Here is a 25,425-nt window from a genome sequence, read left to right as displayed (position 1 = left end):
CGGCTGCACAGAGCCCGAAGTTGGTTTGTCGTCAGGCAATCTTGAATCGTGACACGGACTGGCGCAGTTCCTCGGCCATGGTGGAGAGCTCTCGCACCTGCTGCGCCGTGGCCCGCGTACCTTCACCGGTTTGCTCGGTCACTGCGAAGATGTGCTGGATGTTGTCAGCCACTTCGTTGGCGAGCGATGCTTCACGGGAGGTCGAGGACGAAATCTGCTCGATCAGGTCTGCCAGACGACGCGACACGCGGTCGATTTCAGTCAGTGCCGTACCGGCACTGTCGGACAGTCGCGCCCCCTCAACCACACCCTGCGTGGAGCGCTCCATGGCGGCCACGGCATCTTGCGTGTCGGTCTGAATGGCTTTCACCAGGGCAGAAATCTGACGCGTGGCGTCTGCAGAACGTTCAGCCAGTCGCTGCACTTCCTCGGCCACCACCGAGAAGCCTCGGCCGGCTTCACCGGCGGACGCGGCCTGGATGGCGGCGTTCAGGGCCAACACGTTCGTCTGCTCGGTAATGTCGGAAATCAGTTCCGTGATTTCACCGATCTCCTGCGAGGATTCGCCCAGCCGCTTGATACGCTTGGAGGTTTCCTGGATCTGGTCGCGGATGGAGTTCATACCACCGATGGCGTTCTGCACAGCCTGCAGACCCGAATCCGCAGCCTGCAGCGATTGGCGCGCCACCTGGGCAGACTCTTCGGCTTGCACGGACACATCGTTGATGCGACCTGCCATGTCCAGAACGGACTGACCGGTTTCACGAATTTCTCGCAGCTGCTCGGTGGACGCTGCGAGCAGCTCCGTGGAGGTGTTGTCCACCATGGCCGTCGTCTGCGCCACCCGGGTTGCCGTCTTCTGCACGCTGCCCACCAGTTGGCGCAGTTCTTCCACCGTGTAGTTCACCGAGTCGGCAATGGCACCCGTGATATCTTCGGTCACGGTGGCTTCCTGGGTCAGGTCCCCTTCGGCAACCTGCTGCAGTTCGTTCATCAAACGCAAAATGGCGGCCTGGTTGGCGTCGTTGATACGTTTGGCTTCCTGCTCCTGGCGACGTGCATCACGCTGTTGCATTTCGGCCATCTGCTGGCGGTGGCGGCTGTCCAGCAGCTGCACCCGCGAGATTCCCACACCGCACAACAGCACGAACAAACCTGCAAGCACCAGCGCACCCAACTGGCCCACACCCACGCCCGTCTGGGCAGACAGCTTGTTCTGCAGGGTTTCCATCTGGCGACGCAGGGGCTCACTGTCACCGATGATCGCCGTCTGCGCCTCACGCGCAGACACCAGACCCTGCAGGTTGCCCAGAATGGCACCGGCTTGGTTGCGTGTGTCTTCGTACAGCTTGATCAGTGCTTCCAGCTGCTCGCGCGTCTGGGCATCCTTGGTGGCGGCCAAGCGCAACTCGGGACTGCCATCCAGCAGACCCTGAGCGATCTCCTTGAACGAGTTCAAGTCCTTACCCAACAGGAACACCGCCTCGGGACTCACGCCTTCAGAAGTCTGGAACTCGTTCGCCGACTTGCCGATACGCTGCGTCAACATCACCAACTGCCCTGCCGCAGAGATCTCGGCCGCAGGAGCGTTCTGCTGCAGCTTGAGCGACGAAATGGTTTCGGCAATTTCCAGCAGGTCGGACGACTGGCGGTTGATGGTTCGCAGAGCGTCACCCACCTGCGTCAGGATTTTTTGCTGACCCATGACCACGGCAGCATTGCGCTCGGCACGTTCCATCAGCGGCGTGATGGCATCCAGTTCTGGCTTGTAGGGCTCGCCGAGGGATTCAACCCCCAGCTCGGCATCCCCACCGTTGAGGGCGCGCACGTTGCGCGCCAGCACGCCGGAGCTCTCCACCACGTCAGGGAACGCCTGCGGGCTTCCCACCAGTGCCTGCGACACCGATTTGGCCAATCGCTGGGACTGCATCAAGGACTGGCCCGTGGCCGCGAGCTGCTGTGCTGTGCGATCTGCCTGCTGCAGCACCCAGCCCGCAATGACTGCCAGAACCACCACACCCAAAGCCAGCAGCATCAGCAAGCGACGCTGATGCGCCGCTGCGGTGGCCTGCCCCAGAACAGGCAGCGCGATGAGATCGGCGTCGGAGTCGGCCGACGGCAGTTCACTGACCGGAGCGTCCGGATCACCCTGCACACTGTTGAGTGCGTCGGCCTGATAGGGCCTGAGCTCTTCGGACGCGAGCAAGTCTTGATCCGAAGCGGGACCAGCATCCGTCTGCGGCGCGTCCGGCTTGCGGTTGAACAGATTTCCAATTTTGTTGACAACAGACATGGGGCAGCCTTACAGAAGAACTCAAGCACTGATGCTCAGAAAAGCGTTGTTTTGCGACAGGGCCTGCAAATTCAGCTCCTGCCAGCGATGACCTTCGGCGTCGATATAGGTCGAACCAAAAAAAGAGGGTGCGTCTTCGGCTGGTGGCTCCGAGGCCACGAATGCGTCGGTTCCGCGAAGGCCTGCCAGACGATCCACCAACAGTGCGGCATTGACCTCCAGCATGGGGTTGAACGCCAGCAGGTTGGCCTCGGAGAGCGCCTGCTCGGTGCGCACAGGCGATTGCCCCATCAGGCCCGCCAGATCGACCACACCGGTGAGTCCACCGCGCAGGTTGGCCACACCCATGAACCACTTCTGGGTATAGGGCACGGGTTGCACCACGGTCCAAGGAAAAATCTCTCCCGCATGCCCCAGGGGCAAAAGGTATTTGCTACCGGCAGCCTCCACGGCCAGCCAGGAAGAAACAGACAAGCCCTCGGTACGCGCCGCCTGTAGGCGGCTGGCGAGTCGGATCTGAAGTTCTCGTAGTGCTTCGCGATTGGCCATATCAGGACTGCAGACTTCTTCAGTTCAGCGCGTCGATCTTGGCCTGCAGCTCGGCAGGATCCACCGGCTTGGTGATATAGCCGCGCGCACCCTGACGCATGCCCCAGACGCGGTCGGTTTCCTGGTTCTTGCTGGTGCACATGATGATGGGCACATCGGCATACTGGGGATCGCGGCTGATGGCGCGCGTCAGCTGGAATCCGTTCTGGCCGGGCATCACGACGTCCATGAGAATCAGGTCGGGCTTTTCCTCCGCCAGGCGGCGGAAAGCCTCATCTGCGTTTTCTGCCGTGCGTACCTGCATGCCTTTTTTCTGCAGCAGATCGGTGAGGAACATCAGCTCGGTCTTGGAATCGTCCACGACAAGCACTTTCTGGATAGGCATTACATCGCTCCTTGATCGAGGTTGCCATACTGCTGCACTGCCTGCAGCAACTGGTCTTTGGTAAACGGTTTGGTCAGGTAATCCTGGCAGCCCACCATGCGCCCCCGCGCCTTGTCAAACACACCATCCTTGGAGGACAGCATGACCACCGGGGTGTTCGCAAAACGGGCATTGCGCTTGATGATGGCCACAGTCTGGTAGCCGTCAAGCTTGGGCATCAGGATGTCGCAAAAGATCAGCTGAGGATGGTAGTCGTTGATTTTTGCCAGAGCATCAAACCCATCGTCCGCCAGTACGACCTCATGCCCGCCCTGCTTGAGAAAGATCTCCGCGCTACGCCGGATGGTGTTGCTGTCATCCACCACAAGCACTTTGAAAGGTGCGCCAGTTGTAGTCAATTGTTACTGCTCCCGATGGGAAAAACAAACAACGCTGGCAAGAGCGTCGCACACGCCATCCGTCAGTGCGGACATGCTCGATACCTGTGCTTTGCGATCCCTCCTGCCCATGGCAGCAAGTATCCCAAACCCTTGCCCCTCATTGCTTCGTGTCGAACCCGGGTTAACCCTGGAAACCGCTCCTTGCGGCCTTCGCGGGCCCACCCCATATGCCGGTCACAGCTTAAGGGGCCTTCACATAGAATGCAATGATTGTATCTAGCCAACTGCGCGGGTTTGCGCTGGTTTTATCGTTTGCAACCCCCTCACAACGCACTGGGCCATGTCCTTCCAGCCGACTCCCCCCTCCACCGATGACGATCGCAGCGATGACGTGCCGACCCATCCCGCCTGCGTGATGGTGTTCAATGCCTGCGACCCCAGTGGCGCGGGCGGGTTGACTGCAGACATCGCCACCATCGCCTCCGTGGGAGGCCACCCGGTGGCCATTGCCACTGGAGCCTATGCCCGCGATACGGCGCGGATCTACGAGCATTTCTGTCTCGATGACGAAGCCGTGACAGAACAGGCACGCACCGTACTGGAAGACCTTCCGGTGCAGGTGATCAAGGTGGGTTTTGTCGGCAGCGCCGAGAACATCAGTGCCATTGCGGAGTTGTCCAACGACTATTCCGAACTGCCCCTGATCAGCTACATGCCCGACCTGTCCTGGTGGCAGGAAGACCAAATCGACCAGTACCTTGATGCGTTCCGCGAGCTGCTGCTGCCGCAAACCTCGGTGTTGGTTGGAAACCACAGTACCCTGTGGCGCTGGCTGCTACCCGATTGGAGCAGCGAACGCAGCCCCTCCGCGCGCGACCTTGCCGCCGCTGCCGCCGAAATGGGCGTGCCCTACACCCTGGTCACCGGCATCCCTCTGCCGGACCAGCAAATCGAAAACGTGCTTGCCAGCCCCGAAACCGTGTTGTGCCACGCCAGGTTCGAGCTGTTCGACGCCACCTTCACCGGCGCCGGCGATACCCTGACGACCGCGCTGGCCGCCTTGCTGGCCTGCGGCAGCGATCTGGCCACGGCCTGCACCGAGGCGCTGGACTACCTGGACCGCTGCCTGGACGCGGGCTTTCGCCCTGGCATGGGGCATGTGATTCCGGATCGCATGTTCTGGGCCGAACCCGAAGAAGCCGACAATCCCTCCTCCGACGACAAAGACGACCAGCCCAGCCTAGAAGGCTATGGCTTTCCCTCCCATGACACCAAGCACTGACCTCAATATTCCCCTGTTCGAACGCGCCAAGGCCGTGATCCCCGGCGGCGTCAACTCTCCAGTGCGCGCCTTCCGCGCCGTCGGCGGCACGCCGCGCTTCGTCAAGCGCGCCCAGGGCGCCTATTTCTGGGACGCGAACGACCAGCGCTTCATCGACTACATCGGCTCCTGGGGCCCGATGATCCTGGGCCACGGCCACCCGGCCGTGCTCGAAGCCGTGCAGAAGGCCGTGCTCGAAGGCTTCTCCTTCGGCGCCCCCACGGAGCGCGAAGTCGAACTGGCCGAGGAAATCCTCTCGATCATGCCCTCCATGGAGATGGTGCGCCTGGTCAGCTCGGGCACCGAGGCCGGCATGAGCGCCATCCGCCTGGCGCGCGGCGCCACGGGCCGCAGCAAGATCATCAAGTTCGAGGGCTGCTACCACGGCCATGCCGACGCGCTGCTGGTCAAGGCCGGCTCGGGCCTGGCCACCTTCGGCAACGCCACCAGCGCGGGCGTGCCGCCCGAGGTCGTGCAGCACACGCTGGTGCTCGAATACAACAATGTGCAGCAGCTCGAAGAAGCCTTCGCCCTGCACGGCAAGGACATCGCCTGCCTGATGATCGAGCCCATCGCCGGCAACATGAACTTCGTGCGCGCCAGCGTCGAGTTCACGCGCCGCTGCCGCGAGCTGTGCACGCAATACGGCGCGCTGCTGGTGTACGACGAAGTCATGACGGGCTTCCGCGTGGCGCTGGGCGGCGCGCAAAGCGTCTATGCCCAAGCCATCCCCGGCTTCGAGCCCGACCTCACGGTGATGGGCAAGGTCATCGGTGGCGGCATGCCGCTGGCGGCCTTCGGCGGCAAGCGCGCCATCATGGAACACTTGGCACCGCTGGGCGGCGTGTACCAGGCAGGCACGCTGTCGGGCAACCCTGTGGCCACGGCCTGCGGCCTGGCGACGCTGCGCGAGATCCGCAAGCCAGGCTTCTACGAGGCCCTCTCGGCCTCCACGCGCTCGCTGGTCGATGGCCTCAAGGCCGCTGCCGACGCCGAGGGCGTGCCTTTCAGCGTGGACTGCCAGGGCGGCATGTTCGGATTCTTCCTGATGCCCGAGCTGCCACAGAACTACCCACAGGTCATGCGCACCGACAGCGCGCGCTTCAACCAGCTGTTCCATGGCCTGCTCGACCGCGGCGTGTACATCGCCCCGGCACTCTACGAGGCTGGCTTCGTGAGCGCGGCCCACACCGCCGAGGACATCGCGGCCACGGTGGATGCCGCCCGCGCCGTCTTCCAGACCATGCGCTGAAGTGCCCTCGCTACGCACTGCCTCACTGCCCTCCAGCAAAGCCCTTGATGTCGGCCCTGAAGTTTGTCTTTTCCGCCGTCATTCTGGTGCTGAACACCTTGCTGTTCTGCGCCTCGATGACGCCCTTTGCACTCATCAAACTGTTGCTGCCTTTTGCTCCGGTTCGGCGCGCCACCGACCGGGTGCTCAACTACATCCCGCAGTTGTGGATCAGCGTCAACAACTTCTGGCTGATGGCAGTGAACCGCTCACAGTGGCAGGTCAGCGGCCTGGAAGGCCTGCGGCCCGACGGTTGGTACCTGGTGACCAGCAACCACCTGAGCTGGGTGGATATCCTGGTGTTGCAGCGCGTGCTCAACCGGCGCATCCCCATGCTCAAATTTTTCCTCAAGTACGAGCTGATCTATGTACCCGTGCTGGGCCTGGCATGGTGGGCGCTGGACTTCCCGTTCATGCGCCGGGGCGGCGGCGCCAACGCGCGCAAGGATCTCAAGGCCGCCCGCGAGGCCTGCGAGAAGTTCCGCCTGCTGCCCACCTCGGTGATGAGCTTTGCCGAGGGCACGCGCTTCACCCCCGCCAAGCACGCCGACCAGCAATCGCCCTACCAGCACCTGCTGCAGCCCAAGAGCGGCGGCCTGGGCATGGCGCTGAGCACCATCGGCGAGCTGTTCACCGGCCTGGTGGACGTGACCCTGGTGTACCCCAACGGCACCCCCAGCTTTGTGGACGCCATGTCAGGGCGTCTTGGGAATGTGGTGGTGGTCGTGCGCCAGCAACCCATCCCACCCGACCTGTTCAAGAACGGCGCCCGCCAGCGCGCTCAGCTGCAAAGCTGGCTTGATGGCGTCTGGCAATCCAAGGACGCGTTGATCGCTCAGATCAAAGCGGCGCCTCCCGGCCCTTGAGCCACAAGAGGACTCTTGGCGGCTGGGCCGCGTGCGGAGTCCTTTGCGTTCTCCCCGCCCTCAGACCTGGGCGCAACCCAGACCAGCGCCCCCGCGCAAGGGCCGCCCCGCCGCGCTGGGGGCGTTCCCCTGCCGCGAGCGCAGCGAAGCAGAGAGGGGGAAAGGCGCCGAAAGCGACTCAGGGGGGTGCACCCCTCTCAATGCCGGAAGTGGCGCACGCCCGTGAACACCATGGCCACGCCGCGCTCGTTGGCGGCGTCAATCACTTCCTGGTCACGCATGCTGCCGCCGGGCTGGGCCACGCAGGTCGCGCCTGCATCGACCACCACGTCTAACCCATCACGGAACGGGAAGAAGGCGTCGCTGGCTACCACCGTGCCCTGCAGGCTCAGTTGGGCCGCCTCGGCCTTGATGCTGGCAATGCGCGCTGAATCGAGACGGCTCATCTGGCCGGCGCCCACGCCCATGGTCATGCCGTTCTTGCAGAACACGATGGCGTTGGACTTGACGTACTTGGCCACCTTCCAGGCGAACAGCAGGTCCTGCAGCTCCTCGGGGGTGGGCTGCTTGACGGTCACCACCTTCAGGTCGGCCAGCGCCAGCTCGTGGTTGTCCGCCGTCTGCAGCAGCAGGCCTGAGCCCACACGCTTGGCGTCCATGGCGTTGCGGCCCTGGTCCCAGGCGGACGCGCCGCCCTGGGGCAAGGCGATCTTCATCAGACGCACATTGACCTTGGGCTTGAAAACCTCCAGCGCCTCGGGCGTGAAGTCGGGCGCCATCAGCACCTCGACGAACTGCTTGACCACGGCCTCGGCCGCTGCCTTGTCCACCGTGCGGTTGAAGGCAATGATGCCGCCGAAGGCGCTGGTCGGGTCGGTCTGGAAGGCCTTGCTGTAGGCCTCCAGCGCATCCTTGCCCACGGCCACGCCGCAGGGGTTGGCGTGCTTGACGATCACGCAGGCAGGCGCATCGAAGCTCTTGACGCATTCCCAGGCGGCGTCGGCGTCGGCGATGTTGTTGTAGGAGAGCTCCTTGCCCTGCAGCTGCACGCCGGTGACCAGCGAGCCGGGCGCGGGGTACAGGTCGCGGTACAACGCAGCCTGCTGGTGGCTGTTCTCGCCGTAGCGCAGATCCTGCACCTTGGTGAAGATGCCGTTGCTCTGGCCGGGGAACAGCGCACGCTGGGGCACGTAGGACTCAGACAGCTTCTCTGCCTCGAACGTGACGGACGACAGGTAGTCGCTGATGGCGCCGTCATATTGCGCGATGCGGTTGAACGCGGCCACCGACAGCGCGAAGCGCAGCTTGTCGGACAGCTTGCCGCCCACCTTCAACTCGGCCAACACGGCTGCGTACTGGTCGGCCGAGGTGATGACGCCCACGTCCTTCCAGTTCTTGGCGGCGCTGCGCACCATGGCGGGGCCGCCGATGTCAATGTTCTCGATCGCGTCGGCCAGCGTGCAACCGGCCTTGGCCACGGTGGCTTCAAAGGGGTAGAGGTTGACCACCAGCAGGTCGATGGTGTCGATGCCGTGCTCCTTGAGCGCCGCCATGTGCTCGGGCAGCTCGCGGCGCGCGAGCAGGCCGCCGTGCACCTTGGGGTGCAGGGTCTTGACCCGGCCGTCAAGCATCTCGGGGAACTGCGTGACCTCGGCCACCTCGGTCACGGGCAGGCCTTTGTCGGCCAGCAGCTTGGCGGTGCCGCCGGTGGAGAGCAGCTTGATGCCCAGCGCGTGCAATTCCTTGGCGAATTCAACGATGCCGGTCTTGTCGGAGACGGAAAGTAGTGCGTTCATGGTGGTGGTTTTGAAGTGAAATCGTGCTCTAACGCCCGTCCAACAAGCGCTAATAGCTATTATTTATATAGCAAAAGGCTCACAGCAGCTTGTGCTCGACCAGCTTCTTGCGCAGCGTGTTGCGGTTCAGGCCCAGCCATTCCGCCGCGCGCGACTGGTTGTGGTCGGCGTGGCTCATCACCACCTCCAGCAACGGCTTCTCGACCACGCGCACCAGCATGTCGTACATGCCGTCGGGCGTCTCGCCGCCCAGGTCGCGAAAGTAGCCCTGCAGGCTCTCGCGCACGCATTCCTCGATGTGTTTCTTGCTCATGCAGCCAATCCCTCTTGTTCTTGTGGTTCACCGTGCACACCGTGGTCGGGGGCAGGCAGGCGGTCCATGCGCTCGCCCAGGGCGTCGAAGAAGCCTGCCACCGCCTCCCATTGCACACGGCTGTCGGTGATGGTGTTGATGTGTTGTCGAAAATCCTCGCCCCCCGGCAGACCCCGCACGTACCAGCCAATGTGCTTGCGCGCACTGCGTACACCGCTGGCTTCGCCATAGAGCTGGTAGTGGTCCTGCAGGTGGTCCAGCAGCAGGCGCCGCACCTCGGCCACCAGGGGTGTCGCCAGTGTCTCGCCCGTGGCCAGGAAGTGGCCGATCTCGCGAAAGATCCAGGGCCGACCCTGGGCTGCGCGGCCCACCATGATGGCGTCGGCCCCGGTGCAGGCCAGCACCTCGTGCGCCTTTTGCGGGCTGGTGATGTCGCCATTGGCCACCACGGGAATGGCGACCTGCGCCTTCACGGCGGCGATGGTGTCGTATTCGGCCTGGCCCTGGTAGCCCTGCTCGCGCGTGCGCCCGTGCACGGTGAGCATCTGCACGCCCACGTCCTCGAACCGGCGTGCCAGCACCACCGCATTGCGGTGCTGCGCGCTCCAACCGGTGCGCATCTTGAGCGTGACGGGCACATTGAGCGGCGCGCAGGCCTGCACCACGGCCTGGGCAATGGCCACGGCCAGGGCCTCGTCCTGCATCAGCGCGGAACCGGCCCATTTGTTGCACACCTTCTTGGCCGGGCAACCCATATTGATGTCGATGATCTGCGCACCACGGTCCACGTTGTAGCGCGCCGCATCGGCCATCATGCCGGGCTCGGTGCCCGCGATCTGCACGGCAATGGGGCCGGGCTCACCGGTGTGGTCCGCGCGGCGCGAGGTCTTGAGGCTGTTCCACAGGTCCGGGCGCGAGGTCACCATTTCGCTGACCGCGTAGCCCGCCCCCCACTGCTTGCACAGCCGCCGGAACGGGCGGTCCGTGACCCCGGCCATCGGCGCGACGAACAAACGATTCGCCAGGAGGTGGGGGCCGATGCGCATGGTGGGGAAAGTGGCGGATGCTGAAAAAGGAGGCAGGATTGTAGCTGCTGAAAATTTCAGCAACCGAAATCCACCATGCCTGTGCCGCAGGGGCATTGCTCCTGCTCTGCGGGCCGCATCGCCACAGCCCCTACACTCGCCCCCCATGGAACCCTGGATGCATGCCTTGATGCAGTGGCTGGCCCTGCCGCAGTTCGGTCTGAGCACCGTGTTCGTGGTGGCTTTGGTGTCGGCCACGCTGTTGCCCGTAGGCTCGGAACCTGCGGTCTTCGGGCTCATCAAGCTGAACCCCGAACTGTTCTGGCCCGCCATCCTGGTGGCCACGGTAGGCAACACGCTGGGCGGCGGCATCAGCTGGTGGGTAGGTCTGGGCGCACACAAGGTCGTGGACCGCGCCCGTGGCTACCACCGCGAAGCCCGTGCCCTGGCCTGGCTGCAAAAGTTTGGTGCCAAGGCCTGCCTGCTGAGCTGGTTGCCTGTGGTGGGCGATCCGCTGTGCGCCGTGGCAGGCTGGCTCAAGCTGCCGTTCTGGCCTTGCATGGCCTACATGGCCGTGGGCAAGTTCCTGCGCTACCTGGTCATGACCTCGGCGCTGCTCTACTTGGTGTGAGCGGCGGGCAGCAGGTGGTCCCAATCGACCGCCCGCGTGGTGTCCACCCGCAGCACATGGCCTAGCTCAGCGGCAGCAAACGGCTGGCGCGCAGCCCATTGCGCCAGCAGCACCGCTTCATCGGCCTCGGACGGATCGCCACCCGCCTGCTGGCGTGCGCGCACGCGCTCGCGCAGCACCGCCAGCGGCGCCTCAAACGCCAGGATGCGGCAGACCACGCCCAGCTCTTGCGCCAAGGCCAGAAACGGCGCACGCATGGCCGGGTCCAGAAAGCTCGCATCCACCAACACCGTGTAGCCCGACTGCAGCACCAGGCGCGCTTGCTGGCGCAGGTGTTCGTAGGTGCGCTCGGTCGCCTGCGGGGTATAGATGCCGCCCTCGATGGCCGCGCTGCCCGCCCCAGGCGCCAGGCCGAAAAGGCGCTTGCGCTCCACATCGGCGCGCAGGCGCACCACACCGCGCGCCTGCACCAGGCCGAGGGCCTGTGTGCTCTTGCCCGAGCCCGACAGACCATGGGTGAGCCACAGCTCGGCGCTGCGGGGCTGCATGCACTGGCGGGCGAGCGCCAGGTAGTGCGCGCATTCGGCGCGTGCCACGGCTTGGGCCGGCGCAGGCAAGGCCTGGGTAGCGCGCATGCCCGCCACCCGTGCACGCACCAGGGCGCGGTACACGGTGTAGTAACGCAGCACAGCCATCCCGGCAAAGTCGCCCTCCTGCGCCAGCCAGCCATCCAGAAAACGCCAGGCCAGATCAGCCCGGTCGCGCGCCTGCAGGTCCATGACCAAAAACGCAATGTCGGCCACCACATCGATCCAGCGCAGTGCGGGATCGAACTCGATGGCATCGAAGGCCTGTGGCTGCCCTTCCAGTAGCACCAGATTGCCCAGGTGCAGGTCGCCGTGGCATTCGCGCACCCGCCCCGCTAGGCGCCGTGCCTCGAACACGGGCGCCAGGGCCGCGCCCTGCTGCTGGCACCAGGGGGCCAGCAACTGCAATGCTGGCACCAGCGCCGCCCAACCGCTATCGGCCTGGGCTTGCAAAGCCGCCAAACAGTCGCGCACCGGAGCCTGTACCGCCCGTGGCGTGCCCCATCCCTGCGCGGTACCGGCCACTGCGGCCGTGGCATGGAAGCGGGCGATTTCGCATGCCAAGGCATCCATGTCTGCCCCGCCCAATTGCCCGTCCTGCAGACGCTGCAACAGCAGGTCGTCCTGCGCAAAGCGGCGCATGCAGACGGCTGGCTCGGCGTCCTGGGGGGCTTGCCCCAACGGCTGCAGCCGCAGGCCCTGTGCGGCCGTGCCCGACAGCCCCACCAGCCCCAGGTAGAGGGATGGCGCGGTGCGGCGGTTGATGCGCAGTTCCTCCTCGCACGCAGCGCGGCGCAAGGCGCGGGTGCTGAAGTCAAGGAAATCGAGCTTCAGGGGCTTTTTGAACTTGTAAACGCGGTCTCCCGCCAGCAGCAACCAGGAGATGTGGGTTTCGATCCATTCCACCTCCGCCACGTCGGGGCCGAACAAGGCCGGCTGGCGCTGCAAGGCGCGCAGGCACTGTTCGGCCTGCGGGACGGGGACATCAGCCTCTGCTGGAAGCAAAGCGCCGCTCCGGCTCCAGCGGGGAGGGAAGTGTGGCCTCGGGTTCCAGGTTGTCTTCTTCGTCAGGGATGGGTTCGACCGTGACGGACGGATCGCCCTTGCGGGTGGGCTCCTCCACCACCACCTGGTTGCGCCCGCCTTCCTTGGCCAGGTAGGTGGCCGTGTCGGCACGCGAGAAGAACTCCAGCACCGATTCACCCGGCACATACTGGGTCACGCCTATCGACACCGTCACCTTGCCGCGCAGCAGCCCCTTCCAGGCGTGCGCCTCGACCTGGGCGCGGATGCGCTCGCAGGTGTTGAGCGCGGGCAGCAGCGAGGTGGCGGGAAAGATCAGCAAAAACTCCTCCCCCCCGTAGCGACCAAAAATGTCCCCGGCACGCACGTTCTCCTGGGCGACACGGGCGAAGTGGCGCAACACCTCATCACCCCCCAGGTGGCCCAGTTCGTCGTTGATGCGCTTGAAATGGTCCAAATCGATGACAGCCAGGCACAAAGGAATACCTGTCTCGTCGGCCACCTGGCGTTGCTCTTCCAATGCGGCCACGATATAGCGCCGGTTGAAGCAGCCCAGCAAGGTATCGCGCTGCGCATCTTCCTGGATGTTCTTGATCTTGCGGCTGGCGCGGTGCAGGATGTGGTGCAGCAACTGCACCTTGGCGATCAAGAACAGGAAGGCTGGAATGGCCGCCCCCAGCGCCAGCAGGTGCATCAGCTCCAGGCGCAGCAAGGCCTCGTTCTGTTGCTCCCAGTAGTGCAAGGCCACCACCGTGGCATATCCGGCCACAAAAAGGAAACCCAGCAGATAGGATTGCACGCGCTGGATGCGGTACATGCCATAGGCCAGCGCCACAAAGGCAAACGGCGCCAGCGCAATCTGGGTGACGGGGTCGAGATAAAACACCACGAGCAGGCAGCCGAGGGCGCAGGCCACGATGGGAAATTTGAGGCGCTTTTCAGAAAACTTGCGGTTCAGTCCCGACTTGAACACGGCCAAAAACAGCAGCAGCCCGCCGCCGATCATGGCGCCCAGCACCATGACCGTCTGCGTCTGCACCATGCCCAGGGCATGGAACACCACCACCACCATGAGGTACAGGCTGACCAGGCTGATGGCGATGAGCCATTTCTGAAACAGGGTGCGCTGACCGGGCAGGCGGCGCACATCGACCTCGCGCCGCGAGAGGCGCACCACCTCCGCAGCGGAGTCGTCGAAATCCATGATCGCGTCGGTCAGTGGAAAGACGTCCGTGGTCGAAAACTGCGGTTTGCTGCGAGCGGCGAACATGGATCAAAGGGCGGTGGTACCCGGGAGCGAATGAACAAAACAAGCCCGCCGACCAAGGTCACCACGTTGGCGGCGGCCCTTCCATCGACTGCGGAACAGTATCACGCCGGTGCCCGGCAAAAACAACTCCAATGGTCACAAACCCGGCAGACAGAGGCCCCGGGAAACCATGAAGCCACCACCCCAAGTGGGGAAGGGACCGGGCATGTTACGTTTACTCACCGAACGATGCCTCGGTGTTTACCAGTAGCGCGACGGTCCACACCCCGTGTCATGTCACGGCTTTGCAGCGCGGCGCATGTGGCTCCAGCCTTCGAGGCTGTAGAGCAACAATGCCGTCCAGATCAGCCCAAAGCCCAGCATGCGCCCAGTATCGAAGGGCTCGCCGAACCACCACACCCCCAGCAGCAACTGCATGCTGGGCGAGATGTATTGCAGGATGCCCATGGTCGCCAGCGGTATGCGGCGCGCGCCTGCGGCAAACCACAGCAGGGGAATGGCCGTCACCGGGCCTGCCAGCATGAGCCAACCCAGGGTGGCCGCATCGCCCTGCACCAGCGCGCCCTGCCCCTGCAGGGCCCACCAGCCCAGCACAGCCAGAGTGACCGGCGCCAGCACCATGGTCTCCAGCGCCAGGCCCTCGAGCGCACCAAGTGCAGCCACCTTGCGCAGCAACCCGTAAAAGCCAAAGGTCACTGCCAGGATCAGCGCGATCCAGGGCACCCGCCCGGCCTGCACCGTGAGCCACAGCACCCCGCAGGCGGCCACAGCCACCGCCACCCATTGCCCAGAACGCGGGCGCTCATGCAAGAACACGAAACCCAGCCCCACGTTGACCAGGGGCAGGATGAAATAGCCCAAACTCGCATCCACCACATGCCCGTGGTGCACGGCCCACACGTAAGTCAGCCAGTTGGCCGCCAACAACAGTGCCGACAGCGCAAACGCGCCTAAGACCTTGGGCTGGCGCAGCACATCGCGCATCCAGGCCCACTGGCGCCGCAGCGCCAGCACCCCCAGTACCAACACCAGCGACCACAGCGTGCGATGCAGCACCACCTCCAGCGCGGGCACGCTGGCCACCTGGTGGAAATACAGTGGGAACAGCCCCCAGGACAGGTAGGCCAGGGCCGCGTAGCCAAGGCCTGGATTCACGCGCCGCCCCCAGGCGGCGCCATGGCGGCCACGTTGGTCACACGTTGAACAGGAAGTTCATCACGTCGCCATCCTTGACGACATAGTCCTTGCCTTCGGCGCGCATCTTGCCGGCATCCTTGGCACCCTGCTCACCCTTGTACTGGATGAAATCCTCGAACGCGATGGTCTGGGCGCGGATGAAGCCACGCTCGAAGTCACCGTGGATCACCCCGGCCGCCTTGGGCGCGGTATCGCCGATGTGGATGGTCCAGGCGCGCACTTCCTTGACACCTGCGGTGAAGTAGGTCTGCAGGCCCAGCAACTTGAATCCCGCACGGATCAGGCGGTTGAGGCCGGGCTCGTCCTGGCCCAGCTCCTTGAGGAATTCCAGCCGGTCGGCGTCGTCCATTTCGGCCAGCTCGGCTTCGATCTTGGCGCAGATGGCGACCACGGGCGCGTTCTGCTTGTCTGCGTATTCCTTCAGGCGGTCGAGCAGCGGATTGTTGCTGAACCCGTCCTCCGCCACGTTGCCCACAAACATGGCGCGCTTGGCGGTGATCAGGCACAGCGGCTTGAGCAGCGCGCTTTCCTCGTCGGTGAATTCGAGCGCACGCACGGGCGTACCCTGGTCCAACGCAGCCTGCACGCGCGTGAGCACCTGCACCAGCTTGGCGGCTTCCTTGTCGTTGCCGCTCTTGGCCGCCTTGGTGTAGCGCTGCAGGCTTTTTTCCACGGTGCCCAGGTCGGCCAGGCACAGCTCGGTCTGGATGACCTCGATGTCTGCAATCGGGTCCACCCGGCCGGCCACGTGGATCACGTTCGGGTCTTCGAAGCAGCGCACCACGTTGACGATGGCGTCGGTCTCGCGGATATGCGCCAGGAACTGGTTGCCCAGGCCCTCACCCTTGCTGGCACCGGCCACCAGGCCCGCAATGTCCACAAACTCGACGATGGCGGGCACGATGCGTTCGGGCTGGATGATGTCGGCCAGCTGTTGCAAGCGCGGGTCGGGCACTTCCACCACACCCGTGTTGGGCTCGATGGTGCAGAACGGGTAGTTCTCGGCGGCAATGCCAGCCTTGGTCAGCGCGTTGAAGAGGGTGGACTTGCCCACATTGGGCAGGCCCACAATGCCGCATTTCAGGCTCATGGCAGGGCTTTCTGGTGTCTATCGGGGAAAACCGGCCATTTTACGGCCCGCGCCCCAGTGCCCGCTGCTGCTCAATCGAAAGACAGGTCGGCCGCGATACGTTGCCCCACGCGCAGCACTTGGCCTGCCCCCTTCAGCACGATGGCGTTCATGCCAAAGGTCACCGCACCGTCCAGGCGCCGGTCCTGGCGGTAGCTGCGCAAGGTGTCACCCACGGCCGGATCGCTGTGCGCCGTCGCGGGGTCGATGTTGGGAATGGGGCAACGCGCGCAGGGCTTGACCGGCTGCAGGTGGATGGGGCCTGGCTGTGCCTCGATGCGCAACAGCTCGATCCGGTCCTCGTCGTGAGACTGCACGCCGTCGATCACCACATTGGGCCGGAAGCGCTCCATACCCACTGCGGCATGGCCTGCCGCCTGGAGCCGGGCATTGAGATCGTCCAGCGACGCCACGCTGGTGAGCAGCACCGGAAAGCCGTCGCTGAACTGGTTGGGCACTGCACGACCCTGCGTCCAGCGCAGGCTGGACAGGCGGCGCTGCGCCGGGTCAAAGCGCACCATGCGGCAGGGCTGGCCCAAGAAGGTGCTGAACCAGTACGCCGCCGTGTCGCCCATGTCCCACGCGTTCACCTGGTCTTGCCAGACCTCCACCACCAGGGTTGGCGCGCCCTGCACAGGCGCCAGCGGCACGGCCAGATCGTCCTGGCCAGGGGCCTGCAGCACCAGCAGGCCGCGCGCGCGGTCGATGTGCGGGCGCACCAGCGCCATGCGCGGAAGGCTGCGCTGGGTCAGAAAGCGATGCTGGTCATCGACGAGCATCCAGGCCCGATCGAATTCCAGACCCGCCTCGGTCAGCACGGCCTCCTGCACCTCCACGCCCGCGCAGGACTTGACGGGGTACACACACAGGCGCGCCACGGCACCGCACAGATCAGCTTGGGAGTCAAAGGTCATCACAGGGCCCTGCAAGGCAAATGGCACGGCGGCCACAAAGGGGGACAAGCATAGCAACGCATACCGACAGCGCAGGAGCACCCCGGCGCCACAGGGCCAGGGCGGCGCTCCTACAATCCCCGGCATGGCGCAATCCTTCGACATTTGTATCCGCGGCGCAGGCGTGGTGGGCCGCACACTGGCGCTGCTGCTGGCCCGCGAGCGACTCTCGGTCGCCCTGGTGGCCAACCCGGCCGGCCCGGCCACGGGCTCCGATGTGCGGGCCTATGCCCTGAACGCGGCTTCGCGCAGCCTGTTGGAGGGCTTGCGTACCTGGCCCGACGCACACCACGCGACCCCGGTCGCGCGCATGGAAGTGGCGGGCGACCAGGACGGGCGCGTGGTGTTTGATGCCGCCACCCAGGGCACGGACGCCCTGGCCTGGATTGTCGATGTGCCCGCACTGGAAGCGCGCCTGCAGGACGCCGTGCGCTTTCAGCCCCTGGTGGAAATGGTGACCGAGCCCGTGGCCGCGCCGCTGACGGTGGTCTGCGAAGGCCGCGCCAGCCGCACGCGCGAGGAGTTCGGCGCTCAGTTCGACGTGACCCCCTACCCCCACCACGCCATTGCCACACGGCTGGAATGCGAGCACCCCCACGGGCAGGTGGCGCGCCAGTGGTTTGCGCCAGACGGCAGCATTCTGGCGTTCCTGCCGCTCGATGGCCCCCAGGGCCATGGCGTGGCGGTCGTTTGGTCGGTGCAGCCCGCCCTGGCGCAGGAACTGCAGGCCCTGGACGACGAATCCTTTGCTCACCGCCTGCTGGCCGCCAGCCAGGGCACGCTGGGCGCCCTGCGCACCCGTGGCGCACGTGTGACCTGGCCATTGCAGTACGCCCAGGCGCGGCATTGGTGCGGCGCGCTGGCCGGCCAGCAAGGCGCCAGTTGGGCCCTGTCCGGAGACGCCGCGCACAACGTACACCCCCTCACCGGCCAGGGCCTGAACCTGGGCCTGGGCGATGTGCAGGCCCTGGCCCAGGTGCTGGCCCAGCGCGAAACCTGGCGCAGCACCGGCGACCTGCGCTTGCTGCGGCGCTACGAACGCCAGCGCAAAACCGCCCTGCTGCCCATGGGCCTGACCACCGACGGCTTGCAGCGCCTGTTCTCCCTGCCCCAGCCACCGTGGCAACTGCTGCGCAACTGGGGCATGCTGGGCTTTGACCGCAGCGGACCACTCAAGGAATGGATGGCCCGCCAGGCCATGGGAACGCGCTGACGCCAAAACACTCCAATGCCCATGCCGCCCTGGGCATCCCTCCCACTTCTCACGGAAAGACCTGTTCCATGCACGCACTGTTCCCCCTGCTGGCTGCCGCCGCCCTGACCCTGGGCCTGCCCGCCGCCGCGCAGGAAGCCACCATCCGCAAATCCCTGGGCGAGCGCCTGCCGCAGCTCAAGTCCATCGACGAAGTCCAGCCCACCGCCATGCCCGGGCTGTACGAAGTGCGCGTAGGCACCGACCTGTTCTATACCGATGCCAAGGGCAACTACCTGATCCAGGGCGAGCTGTTTGACACCCGCGCCAAGCGCAACCTGACCGAAGACCGCATCAACAAGCTCACGGCCGTGGATTTTTCGGCACTGCCCCTGAACGATGCCTTCACCATCGTGCGCGGTGACGGCAAGCGCAAGCTGGCCGTGTTCGAAGACCCCAACTGCGGCTACTGCAAGCGCTTTGAACGCGATCTGCAGAACGTGGACAACATCACCATCTACCTGTTCCTCTACCCCATCCTGAGCCCCGACTCGGCCGAAAAGTCGCGCAACATCTGGTGCGCCTCCGACCGCGTGGCCGCATGGCAGGACTACATGGTGCGCGACAAGGCCCCGGCCGCCGCCACCTGCGACACCGGCGCCCTGCAGCGCAACCTGGCCTTCGGGCGCAAGCACAAGATCACCGGCACACCCACGCTGATCTTCGCCGACGGCGCGCGCGTGCCCGGCGCCATTGGCGCCAAGGACGTGGAAAAGCGCCTGGCCGAGGCCGCGCAGTAAATGGCACGCGCCCAGCCCCCTGCCCCCGCCGGGGTGCACTACCGCATCGCAGCGCCGGATCCGCGCAACCACCTGTTCCAGGTCACGCTGACCGTGGCCCAGCCTGCGGCGGCGCAAGAACTAGTGCTGCCGGTGTGGATTCCGGGCAGCTACCTGGTGCGCGAGTTTGCGCGCCACCTGCAAGGGCTGCAGGCACGCCAGGGCCGCAAGGCCTGTGCGATCACGCAGATCGACAAGCACCGCTGGCGCGTGGACTGCCTGCCGGGCAAGCCGCTGGAACTGCGCTACGCCGTGCTTGCCCACGACGATTCGGTGCGCACCGCATGGCTGGACAGCACACGCGCCTTCTTCAACGGCACCAGCCTGTGCCTGCGGGTCGAAGGCCAGAGCGCCCAGCCGTGCAGCATTGACATTGATGCTCCTGAATTGATAGCTGATAGCGCTGATTGGTATTGCGCTACAGCCCTTTTTCCTCAAAAAGTCAACGCCCGTGGCTTTGGCCGTTATGGTGCCCAGGACTACGACCACCTGGTGGACTGCCCGGTGGAAATGGGCCCCTTCTGGAGCGCGCGCTTCACGGCCTGCGGCGTTCCGCACCGCATCGTGGTGGCGGGGGCGCCGGCCTCGTTTGACGGCCAGCGGCTGGTGCAGGACATGCGCCGCATCTGCGAAACCACCATCCGCTTCTGGCATGGCGAAGGCCCTGCGCCCTTCGACAACTACCTGTTCCTGCTCAACGTGGTGAACGAAGGCTTTGGCGGCCTAGAGCACCGCAACAGCACCGCACTCATCTGCGGTCGGCGCGACCTGCCGCGCCTGGGGGAAGCCAAGCTGACCGAGGGCTACACCACGCTGCTGGGCCTGGTGAGCCACGAATACTTCCACGCCTGGAACGTCAAGCGCCTGCGCCCGGCCGCATTCACGCAGTACGACTACACGCAAGAGAACTACACCCAGATGCTGTGGTTCTTTGAAGGCTTCACCAGCTACTACGACGACCTGCTGCTGCGCCGCGCCGGGCTGATCGACCACGCCAGCTACCTCAAGCTGCTGACCAAGGCGGTGCAGCAGGTGCTGCAGACTCCAGGGCGCGCCCTGCAGACGGTGGCGCAAGCAAGTTTTGACGCCTGGATTCGCTACTACCGGCCCGACGCCCACACGCCCAACAGCACGGTGAGCTACTACACCAAAGGCGCGTTGGTGGCCCTGTGCCTGGACCTGAGCCTGCGCCGCGAAGGCCGCACCACCCTGGACGACGTGCTGCGCACGCTGTGGCAGCGCAGCGCGGGCGGCCCCATGGACGAAGCCCTGCTGCGCGAGGTGCTGCAGGACCTGGGCGGGCGCAGCTTCGACGCCGAGCTGGACGCCTGGGTACATTCCACCGCCGAGCTGCCGCTGGCCGAGCTGCTGCAGGCCCACGGCATGGCCCTGCAAAGCGATACCCCGCAACCTGCCCAGCGCCTGGGCCTGCGCGTGACGGAGGGCAGCGCCGTGCTGGTCAAGACCGTGCTGCGCGGCGGCCTGGCCGAGCAGGCGGGCATGGCGCCGGGCGACGAATGGCTGGGCATTGAGGTGCAAGGCCAGGGCTGGCGCATCACCCAGCTGGACGACTTGGCCTTGTACGCAGGCAAAGCCACCCAGGTGACGGCCCTGGTGTCACGAGACCGCCGCCTGCTGCGCCTGCCGCTGGCCTTGCAGCGCCCCACCGGCAGCAAGCGCAGGGCCAGCGCGCCCGAACAGCCCGACACGGTGACGCTGGCCATCACCGACGCCGCGCGTGCCGCGCGCTGGCTGGACGGCCACTGACACACCGCGGGTCTGCAATTGCGCAGACCCGCAGCGCAGGAATGCACAGCCCCCAGAGGGCATTAGGGCGCGGTGCTTGGGTATAGTCCCAAGGCTTGTCCAGGAACCTGAACGGAGACCCCCATGACGTACGAATGCATCGAAGTCCGCACCGAAGCCGACAAGGTCGGCATCATCCAGCTCAACCGCCCCAAGCAGCTCAACGCGCTCAACGACCAGCTCATGGACGAGCTGGGCCAGGCGCTCAAGGCCTTTGATGCGGACGAGAAGATCGGCTGCATCATCGTGACCGGCAGCGAAAAAGCCTTTGCCGCCGGTGCCGACATCACCGCCATGGCCAAATTCAGCTTTGCCGACGCCTACAAGGGCGACTTCATCACACGCAACTGGGAAACCATTCGCTCCATCCGCAAGCCCGTGATTGCCGCCGTCAGCGGCTTCGCCCTGGGTGGCGGCTGCGAACTGGCGATGATGTGCGACTTCATCATCGCCGCCGACAATGCCAAATTCGGCCAGCCCGAGATCAAGCTGGGCGTGATTCCCGGCGCTGGCGGCACGCAGCGCCTGCCACGCGCCGTGGGCAAGTCCAAGGCCATGGACATGTGCCTGACCGCGCGCATGATGGACGCCCAGGAGGCCGAACGCGCCGGGCTGGTCAGCCGCGTGGTGTCTTATGACAAGCTCATGGACGAGGCCCTGGGCGCCGCCCTGGTCATCAGCGACTTCTCGCAGATCGCCGTGATGGCCGCCAAGGAGGCCGTGAACCGCGCCTACGAAGGCACGCTGTCCGACGGGCTGATGTTCGAGCGCCGCCTGTTCCACGCCCTGTTTGCCACCCAGGACCAGAAGGAAGGCATGGACGCCTTTGTGAACAAGCGCAAGGCGCAGTTCCAGCACCTCTAAAAAACTCTGGCCGCAGGATTTGTCGCCCGGATTTTTTGTTCTATAATTTCGGTCTTCGGTGGTATAGCTCAGTTGGTTAGAGCGCAGCATTCATAATGCTGATGTCCCAGGTTCAAGTCCCGGTACCACCACCAAACTCCAAGCCACTGGCTCGCAAGAGCTGGTGGCTTTTTTCTTGCGCCGTAGAATCGCACTTTTCAGCCCCTGGATAGACACCATGCTCCGCTGTACTCCTTTGCTGCGCCACTTGGCAACCACCCTGGCCCTGGGCGCCAGCGCCTGGATGGCGGCAGCCCCCGCCACGGCACAGAACACCCCGCCCACCGCACTGACCGGGCAACGCAATTTCCCGGAGGCTGCCCTGCGCGGCACCCTGGTGGTCACCTCGGCCACCACGGCAACCATCAATGGCAACCCCATCCGCATGGCGCCCGGCATGCGCCTGCTCAACCCTGAAAACGGCCTGGTGATGTTGCACACCGTGGTGGGGCAGGAGTTCACGGCCAACTACCTCATTGAAAACAGCACCGGCATGCTGCTGACCGCCTGGATTCTGAGCAAGTCCGAGGCCGCGCAGGCCCGTGCGGGTGGTGCAGCCAACACCGTCAACTACACCACGGGCGGCGCCAGCCAGTAAGCCCTGTTCCCCGTGCCGCAGGCGGTGCTCCAGCACACCGCCCGCTGCGCCATTGCACCAGCCCCTGCGAGACACGCCATGGCTAAAAAAATCTACATCAAGACCTTCGGCTGCCAGATGAACGAGTACGACTCGGACAAGATGGTGGACGTGATGCACGCCGCCGAGGGCTACGAAACCACGCAGGACCCCGAGGAGGCCGACCTGATCCTGTTCAACACCTGCTCGGTGCGCGAGAAGGCGCAGGAGAAGGTGTTCTCCGACCTGGGCCGCGTCAAGCACCTCAAGGAGCGCGGCGTGAAGATCGGCGTGGGCGGCTGCGTCGCCAGCCAGGAGGGCGAGGAGATCATCAAGCGCGCGCCCTATGTGGACATCGTCTTCGGCCCGCAGACCCTGCACCGCCTGCCCGAGCTGCTGAATGCACGTCAGCAGCAGGACCGCCCGCAGGTGGACATCAGCTTCCCCGAGATCGAGAAATTCGACCACCTGCCCCCGGCGCGCGTCGAAGGCGCCAGCGCCTTCGTCTCCATCATGGAAGGCTGCAGCAAGTACTGCAGCTACTGCGTGGTGCCCTACACGCGCGGCGACGAGATGAGCCGCCCCTTCGACGACGTGCTCGTGGAAGTGGCCGGCCTGGCCGACCAGGGCGTGAAGGAGATCACCCTGCTGGGCCAGAACGTGAACGCCTACCGCGGCGCCATGGGCGGCACCAGCGAAGTGGCCGACCTGGCGCTGCTGCTCGAATACGTGGCCGACATCCCCGGCATCGAGCGCCTGCGCTTCACCACCAGCCACCCCAACGAGTTCACGCCGCGCCTGATCGAGGCCTACGCCAACATTCCCAAGCTGGCCAACCACCTGCACCTGCCGGTGCAGCATGGCTCAGACCGCATCCTCATGGCCATGAAGCGCGGCTACACGGCCATGGAATACAAAAGCACGGTGCGCAAGCTGCGCGCCATCCGCCCCGACCTGGCCATGAGCAGCGACTTCATCGTCGGCTTCCCTGGCGAGACGGAAGAAGACTTTGCCAAGATGATGAAGCTCATCGCCGACATCCACTTCGACAACTCGTTCAGCTTCATCTTCAGCCCGCGCCCGGGCACGCCCGCCGCCAACCTGCACGACGACACGCCGCACGAGGTCAAGCTGCGCCGCCTGCAGGAGCTGCAGGCCGTCATCAACGGCAACATCAAGTCGATCAGCGAAAGCCTGGTGGGCAAGGTGCAGCGCATCCTGGTCGAAGGCGCCTCCAAGCGCGATGGCAGCGAGCTGATGGGCCGCACCGAATGCAACCGCGTGGTAAACTTCGCTGGCGGCCAGCGCCTGGTGGGCCAGATGGTGGACGTGACCATCACCGAAGCCAAGGCCTACACGCTGCGCGGCGAGGTGCTGACCCGCGATCCGGCATGACGCTTCAAAAAAGTGAGCTGCTTACGCTTGATTGACGGTCATCTGCGGTAGAAATGCATGTGAAAACCATGCAAATCAAGCGCCAGAAGCTCTCATTTATATAGCAATCTCAATGTACCGCGCCCATTAAAAAACCGGCTAAACGCCGGTTTTTGCTTTGGTTTTGATAGCTGCCAACGCTTGCCAGGCAAGCGCCGGAGGCCAAAAACCTTAGAAAGGCATTTTGGGCATGCCGCCGCCCAGGCCCTTCATGCCGCCCATCTTCTTCATGAGCTTCATGAGGCCGCCGCCCTTCATCTTCTTCATCATCTCCTGCATCTGCTCGAACTCCTTGAGCAGGCGGTTGACCTCGTGCACCTGCACCCCGGCACCGGCGGCGATGCGCTTCTTGCGCGTGGCCTTGATGAGCTCGGGCTTGCGGCGCTCCAGCGGCGTCATGCTTTGGATGATGCCTTCCTTGCGCTTGATGTCCTTCTCGGCCTTGTCCAGGTCCACCTGCCCGGCCTTGGCCGTGAGCTGCGCGGGCAGCTTGTCCATGAGGCTGGAGAGGCCGCCCATCTGCTTCATCTGCTGGAGCTGACCGAGGAAGTCGTTGAGGTCGAAGCCGTCGCCGCTCTTGACCTTGGCAGCGAGCTTCTGCGCGGCCTCCATGTCCACGCCCGCAGCCACCTGCTCGACCAGGGCCACGATGTCGCCCATGCCCAGGATGCGGCCGGCGTGGCGCTCGGCGTCGAACACCTCCAGGCCGTCGATCTTCTCGGACACCCCGGCAAACTTGATCGGCGCGCCCGTGATGGCGCGCACCGACAGCGCCGCACCGCCGCGCGAGTCGCCGTCCAGCTTGGTCAGCACGATGCCGGTGAGCGGCAGCGCCTCCTTGAAGGCCTTGGCGGTGTTCACCGCGTCCTGGCCCTGCATGGCGTCCACGACGAACAGGGTCTCGACCGGGTTCAGCGTGGCGTGCAGGTCCTTGATTTCCTGCATCAGCACCTCGTCGATGGCCAGGCGGCCGGCGGTGTCCACCAACAGCACGTCAAAGTAGTGCTTCTTGGCATAGTCCAGCGCCGCCACGGCGATGTCGTGGGGTTTCTGGTCGGGCGTGCTCGGGAACCACTCGGCGCCGGCTTGCTTGGTCACGGTCTTGAGCTGCTCGATGGCCGCCGGGCGGTACACGTCGCCCGACACGGTGAGCACCTTCTTCTTGCGCTTCTCGATCAGGTGCTTGGCCAGTTTTGCCGTGGTGGTGGTCTTGCCCGCACCCTGCAGGCCGGCCATCAGGATCACGGCGGGCGGCTGGGCGGCGAGGTTGATGTCGCTCACACCTTCGCCCATCGTGGCGGCCAGCTCCTTGTTGACGATGCCCACCAGCGCCTGGCCCGGCTTGAGCGAGCCCAGCACCTCCTGGCCCAGCGCCTTTTCCTTCACGCGGACGATGAAGTCGCGCACCACGGGCAAGGCCACGTCGGCTTCGAGCAGGGCCATGCGCACCTCGCGCAGCATGTCCTGCACATTGGATTCGGTGATGCGGGCCTGGCCGCGCATCTCCTTGACGAGGCGCGAGAGTTTTTCGGTAAGGGCGGAGGCCATGTCGGGGGTTCCAGGATAGTCCGCAAAGGGTTGCGGCGGGGGAGGTCGCGCCAGGCCGCACGGCCTGGGCGAAAGGTA

Annotated in this window: 23 protein-coding genes and 1 tRNA gene; 11 read left to right on the top strand and 13 right to left on the bottom strand. The window is 65.1% G+C overall.

The features are described from left to right. Positions 1–31: 31 nt before the first annotated feature. From MJ602_RS03720 to MJ602_RS03705, 4 genes are read right to left on the bottom strand one after another with little or no spacing between them, the layout of a single operon-like run. On the bottom strand, positions 32–2,293 hold the full coding sequence (locus MJ602_RS03720) for a methyl-accepting chemotaxis protein (RefSeq protein WP_243019446.1): 2,262 nt from the start codon (positions 2,291–2,293) through the stop codon (positions 32–34). A 21-nt stretch (positions 2,294–2,314) separates the two neighbouring features. Then, positions 2,315–2,842: a chemotaxis protein CheW gene (locus MJ602_RS03715; RefSeq protein WP_162017152.1), complete on the bottom strand. Its 528-nt coding sequence runs from the start codon at positions 2,840–2,842 to the stop codon at positions 2,315–2,317. Between the two features lie 19 nt (positions 2,843–2,861). Further along, positions 2,862–3,227, bottom strand: coding sequence for a response regulator (locus MJ602_RS03710; RefSeq protein WP_011794058.1), 366 nt, complete (start codon positions 3,225–3,227; stop codon positions 2,862–2,864). After that, the gene (locus MJ602_RS03705) at positions 3,227–3,625 is read right to left on the bottom strand and encodes a response regulator (protein ID WP_162017153.1); all 399 of its coding nucleotides are present in this window, start codon (positions 3,623–3,625) and stop codon (positions 3,227–3,229) included. The genes MJ602_RS03710 and MJ602_RS03705 overlap by 1 nt, the downstream gene beginning before the upstream one ends. A gap of 322 nt (positions 3,626–3,947) precedes the next feature. Between MJ602_RS03705 and thiD the strand changes: the two genes are divergently transcribed. The 3 genes from thiD to MJ602_RS03690 are packed head-to-tail and all read left to right on the top strand — an operon-like array spanning position 3,948 to position 7,085. Continuing rightward, positions 3,948–4,889, top strand: a complete 942-nt coding sequence (gene thiD / locus MJ602_RS03700; protein WP_243019445.1) for a bifunctional hydroxymethylpyrimidine kinase/phosphomethylpyrimidine kinase — start codon at positions 3,948–3,950, stop codon at positions 4,887–4,889. Further along, positions 4,873–6,180 carry a glutamate-1-semialdehyde 2,1-aminomutase gene (gene hemL / locus MJ602_RS03695; protein WP_243019444.1) on the top strand — a complete coding sequence of 436 codons (1,308 nt, stop codon included), beginning with the start codon at positions 4,873–4,875 and terminating at the stop codon, positions 6,178–6,180. The genes thiD and hemL overlap by 17 nt, the downstream gene beginning before the upstream one ends. Positions 6,181–6,227: 47 nt before the next feature. After that, positions 6,228–7,085, top strand: coding sequence for an acyltransferase (locus MJ602_RS03690; RefSeq protein WP_243019443.1), 858 nt, complete (start codon positions 6,228–6,230; stop codon positions 7,083–7,085). Positions 7,086–7,282: 197 nt separating this feature from the next. Here the strand turns inward: MJ602_RS03690 and purH are convergent, their stop codons facing one another. From purH to dusB, 3 genes are all read right to left on the bottom strand, one after another. After that, on the bottom strand, positions 7,283–8,881 hold the full coding sequence (purH, locus tag MJ602_RS03685) for a bifunctional phosphoribosylaminoimidazolecarboxamide formyltransferase/IMP cyclohydrolase (protein WP_243019442.1): 1,599 nt from the start codon (positions 8,879–8,881) through the stop codon (positions 7,283–7,285). Positions 8,882–8,960: 79 nt separating this feature from the next. Continuing rightward, positions 8,961–9,194 (bottom strand): Fis family transcriptional regulator, encoded by a 234-nt coding sequence (locus MJ602_RS03680; protein WP_162017158.1) that lies wholly within the window; start codon positions 9,192–9,194, stop codon positions 8,961–8,963. Further along, positions 9,191–10,240: a tRNA dihydrouridine synthase DusB gene (gene dusB, locus MJ602_RS03675; protein ID WP_243019441.1), complete on the bottom strand. Its 1,050-nt coding sequence runs from the start codon at positions 10,238–10,240 to the stop codon at positions 9,191–9,193. Before dusB ends, MJ602_RS03680 begins: the two co-directional genes overlap by 4 nt. Before the next feature lie 145 nt (positions 10,241–10,385). On the opposite strand from dusB, the gene MJ602_RS03670 reads away from it, so the two are divergent. Further along, complete coding sequence (locus MJ602_RS03670; RefSeq protein WP_162017160.1) at positions 10,386–10,850, top strand: YqaA family protein; 465 nt, start codon at positions 10,386–10,388, stop codon at positions 10,848–10,850. Here MJ602_RS03670 and MJ602_RS03665 read toward each other — a convergent pair. From MJ602_RS03665 to MJ602_RS03645, 5 genes are all read right to left on the bottom strand, one after another. Further along, positions 10,838–12,442 (bottom strand): bifunctional aminoglycoside phosphotransferase/ATP-binding protein, encoded by a 1,605-nt coding sequence (locus tag MJ602_RS03665; protein WP_243019440.1) that lies wholly within the window; start codon positions 12,440–12,442, stop codon positions 10,838–10,840. The two genes, MJ602_RS03670 and MJ602_RS03665, sit on opposite strands and share 13 nt — an antisense overlap. After that, on the bottom strand, positions 12,423–13,730 hold the full coding sequence (locus tag MJ602_RS03660; protein WP_243019439.1) for a GGDEF domain-containing protein: 1,308 nt from the start codon (positions 13,728–13,730) through the stop codon (positions 12,423–12,425). Before MJ602_RS03660 ends, MJ602_RS03665 begins: the two co-directional genes overlap by 20 nt. A gap of 276 nt (positions 13,731–14,006) precedes the next feature. After that, entirely contained in the window at positions 14,007–14,885 is an 879-nt protein-coding gene (gene rarD, locus MJ602_RS03655; protein WP_243019438.1) for an EamA family transporter RarD, read from the bottom strand. A gap of 37 nt (positions 14,886–14,922) precedes the next feature. Beyond that, on the bottom strand, positions 14,923–16,017 hold the full coding sequence (ychF, locus tag MJ602_RS03650) for a redox-regulated ATPase YchF (protein WP_162017164.1): 1,095 nt from the start codon (positions 16,015–16,017) through the stop codon (positions 14,923–14,925). Between the two features lie 71 nt (positions 16,018–16,088). Further along, positions 16,089–16,970, bottom strand: coding sequence for an MOSC domain-containing protein (locus MJ602_RS03645; RefSeq protein WP_243019437.1), 882 nt, complete (start codon positions 16,968–16,970; stop codon positions 16,089–16,091). Positions 16,971–17,094: 124 nt separating this feature from the next. On the opposite strand from MJ602_RS03645, the gene MJ602_RS03640 reads away from it, so the two are divergent. From MJ602_RS03640 to miaB, 7 genes are all read left to right on the top strand, one after another. Then, complete coding sequence (locus MJ602_RS03640; RefSeq protein ID WP_243019436.1) at positions 17,095–18,222, top strand: FAD-dependent monooxygenase; 1,128 nt, start codon at positions 17,095–17,097, stop codon at positions 18,220–18,222. 68 nt (positions 18,223–18,290) lie between these two features. Further along, entirely contained in the window at positions 18,291–19,001 is a 711-nt protein-coding gene (locus MJ602_RS03635; protein ID WP_243019435.1) for a DsbC family protein, read from the top strand. Beyond that, positions 19,002–20,807: a M61 family metallopeptidase gene (locus tag MJ602_RS03630; protein WP_243019434.1), complete on the top strand. Its 1,806-nt coding sequence runs from the start codon at positions 19,002–19,004 to the stop codon at positions 20,805–20,807. 123 nt (positions 20,808–20,930) lie between these two features. Then, the gene (locus tag MJ602_RS03625; RefSeq protein ID WP_243019433.1) at positions 20,931–21,710 is read left to right on the top strand and encodes an enoyl-CoA hydratase; all 780 of its coding nucleotides are present in this window, start codon (positions 20,931–20,933) and stop codon (positions 21,708–21,710) included. A 57-nt stretch (positions 21,711–21,767) separates the two neighbouring features. Beyond that, positions 21,768–21,844: transfer RNA gene (locus tag MJ602_RS03620), tRNA-Met, on the top strand. Positions 21,845–21,927: 83 nt separating this feature from the next. Further along, positions 21,928–22,347 carry a hypothetical protein gene (locus MJ602_RS03615; protein ID WP_162017170.1) on the top strand — a complete coding sequence of 140 codons (420 nt, stop codon included), beginning with the start codon at positions 21,928–21,930 and terminating at the stop codon, positions 22,345–22,347. 78 nt (positions 22,348–22,425) lie between these two features. After that, positions 22,426–23,760: a tRNA (N6-isopentenyl adenosine(37)-C2)-methylthiotransferase MiaB gene (gene miaB / locus MJ602_RS03610; RefSeq protein WP_243019432.1), complete on the top strand. Its 1,335-nt coding sequence runs from the start codon at positions 22,426–22,428 to the stop codon at positions 23,758–23,760. A 210-nt stretch (positions 23,761–23,970) separates the two neighbouring features. On the opposite strand, the gene ffh is transcribed toward miaB, so the two are convergent. Continuing rightward, a complete protein-coding gene (ffh, locus tag MJ602_RS03605) occupies positions 23,971–25,347 on the bottom strand; it encodes a signal recognition particle protein (protein ID WP_243019431.1) in 1,377 nt (458 codons plus the stop codon). Positions 25,348–25,425: the final 78 nt, after the last annotated feature.

This window comes from Simplicispira sedimenti (genome assembly GCF_022760965.1).
Lineage (GTDB): Bacteria > Pseudomonadota > Gammaproteobacteria > Burkholderiales > Burkholderiaceae_C > Simplicispira > Simplicispira sedimenti.
This window is presented reverse-complemented; position numbering and strand designations above follow the sequence as displayed.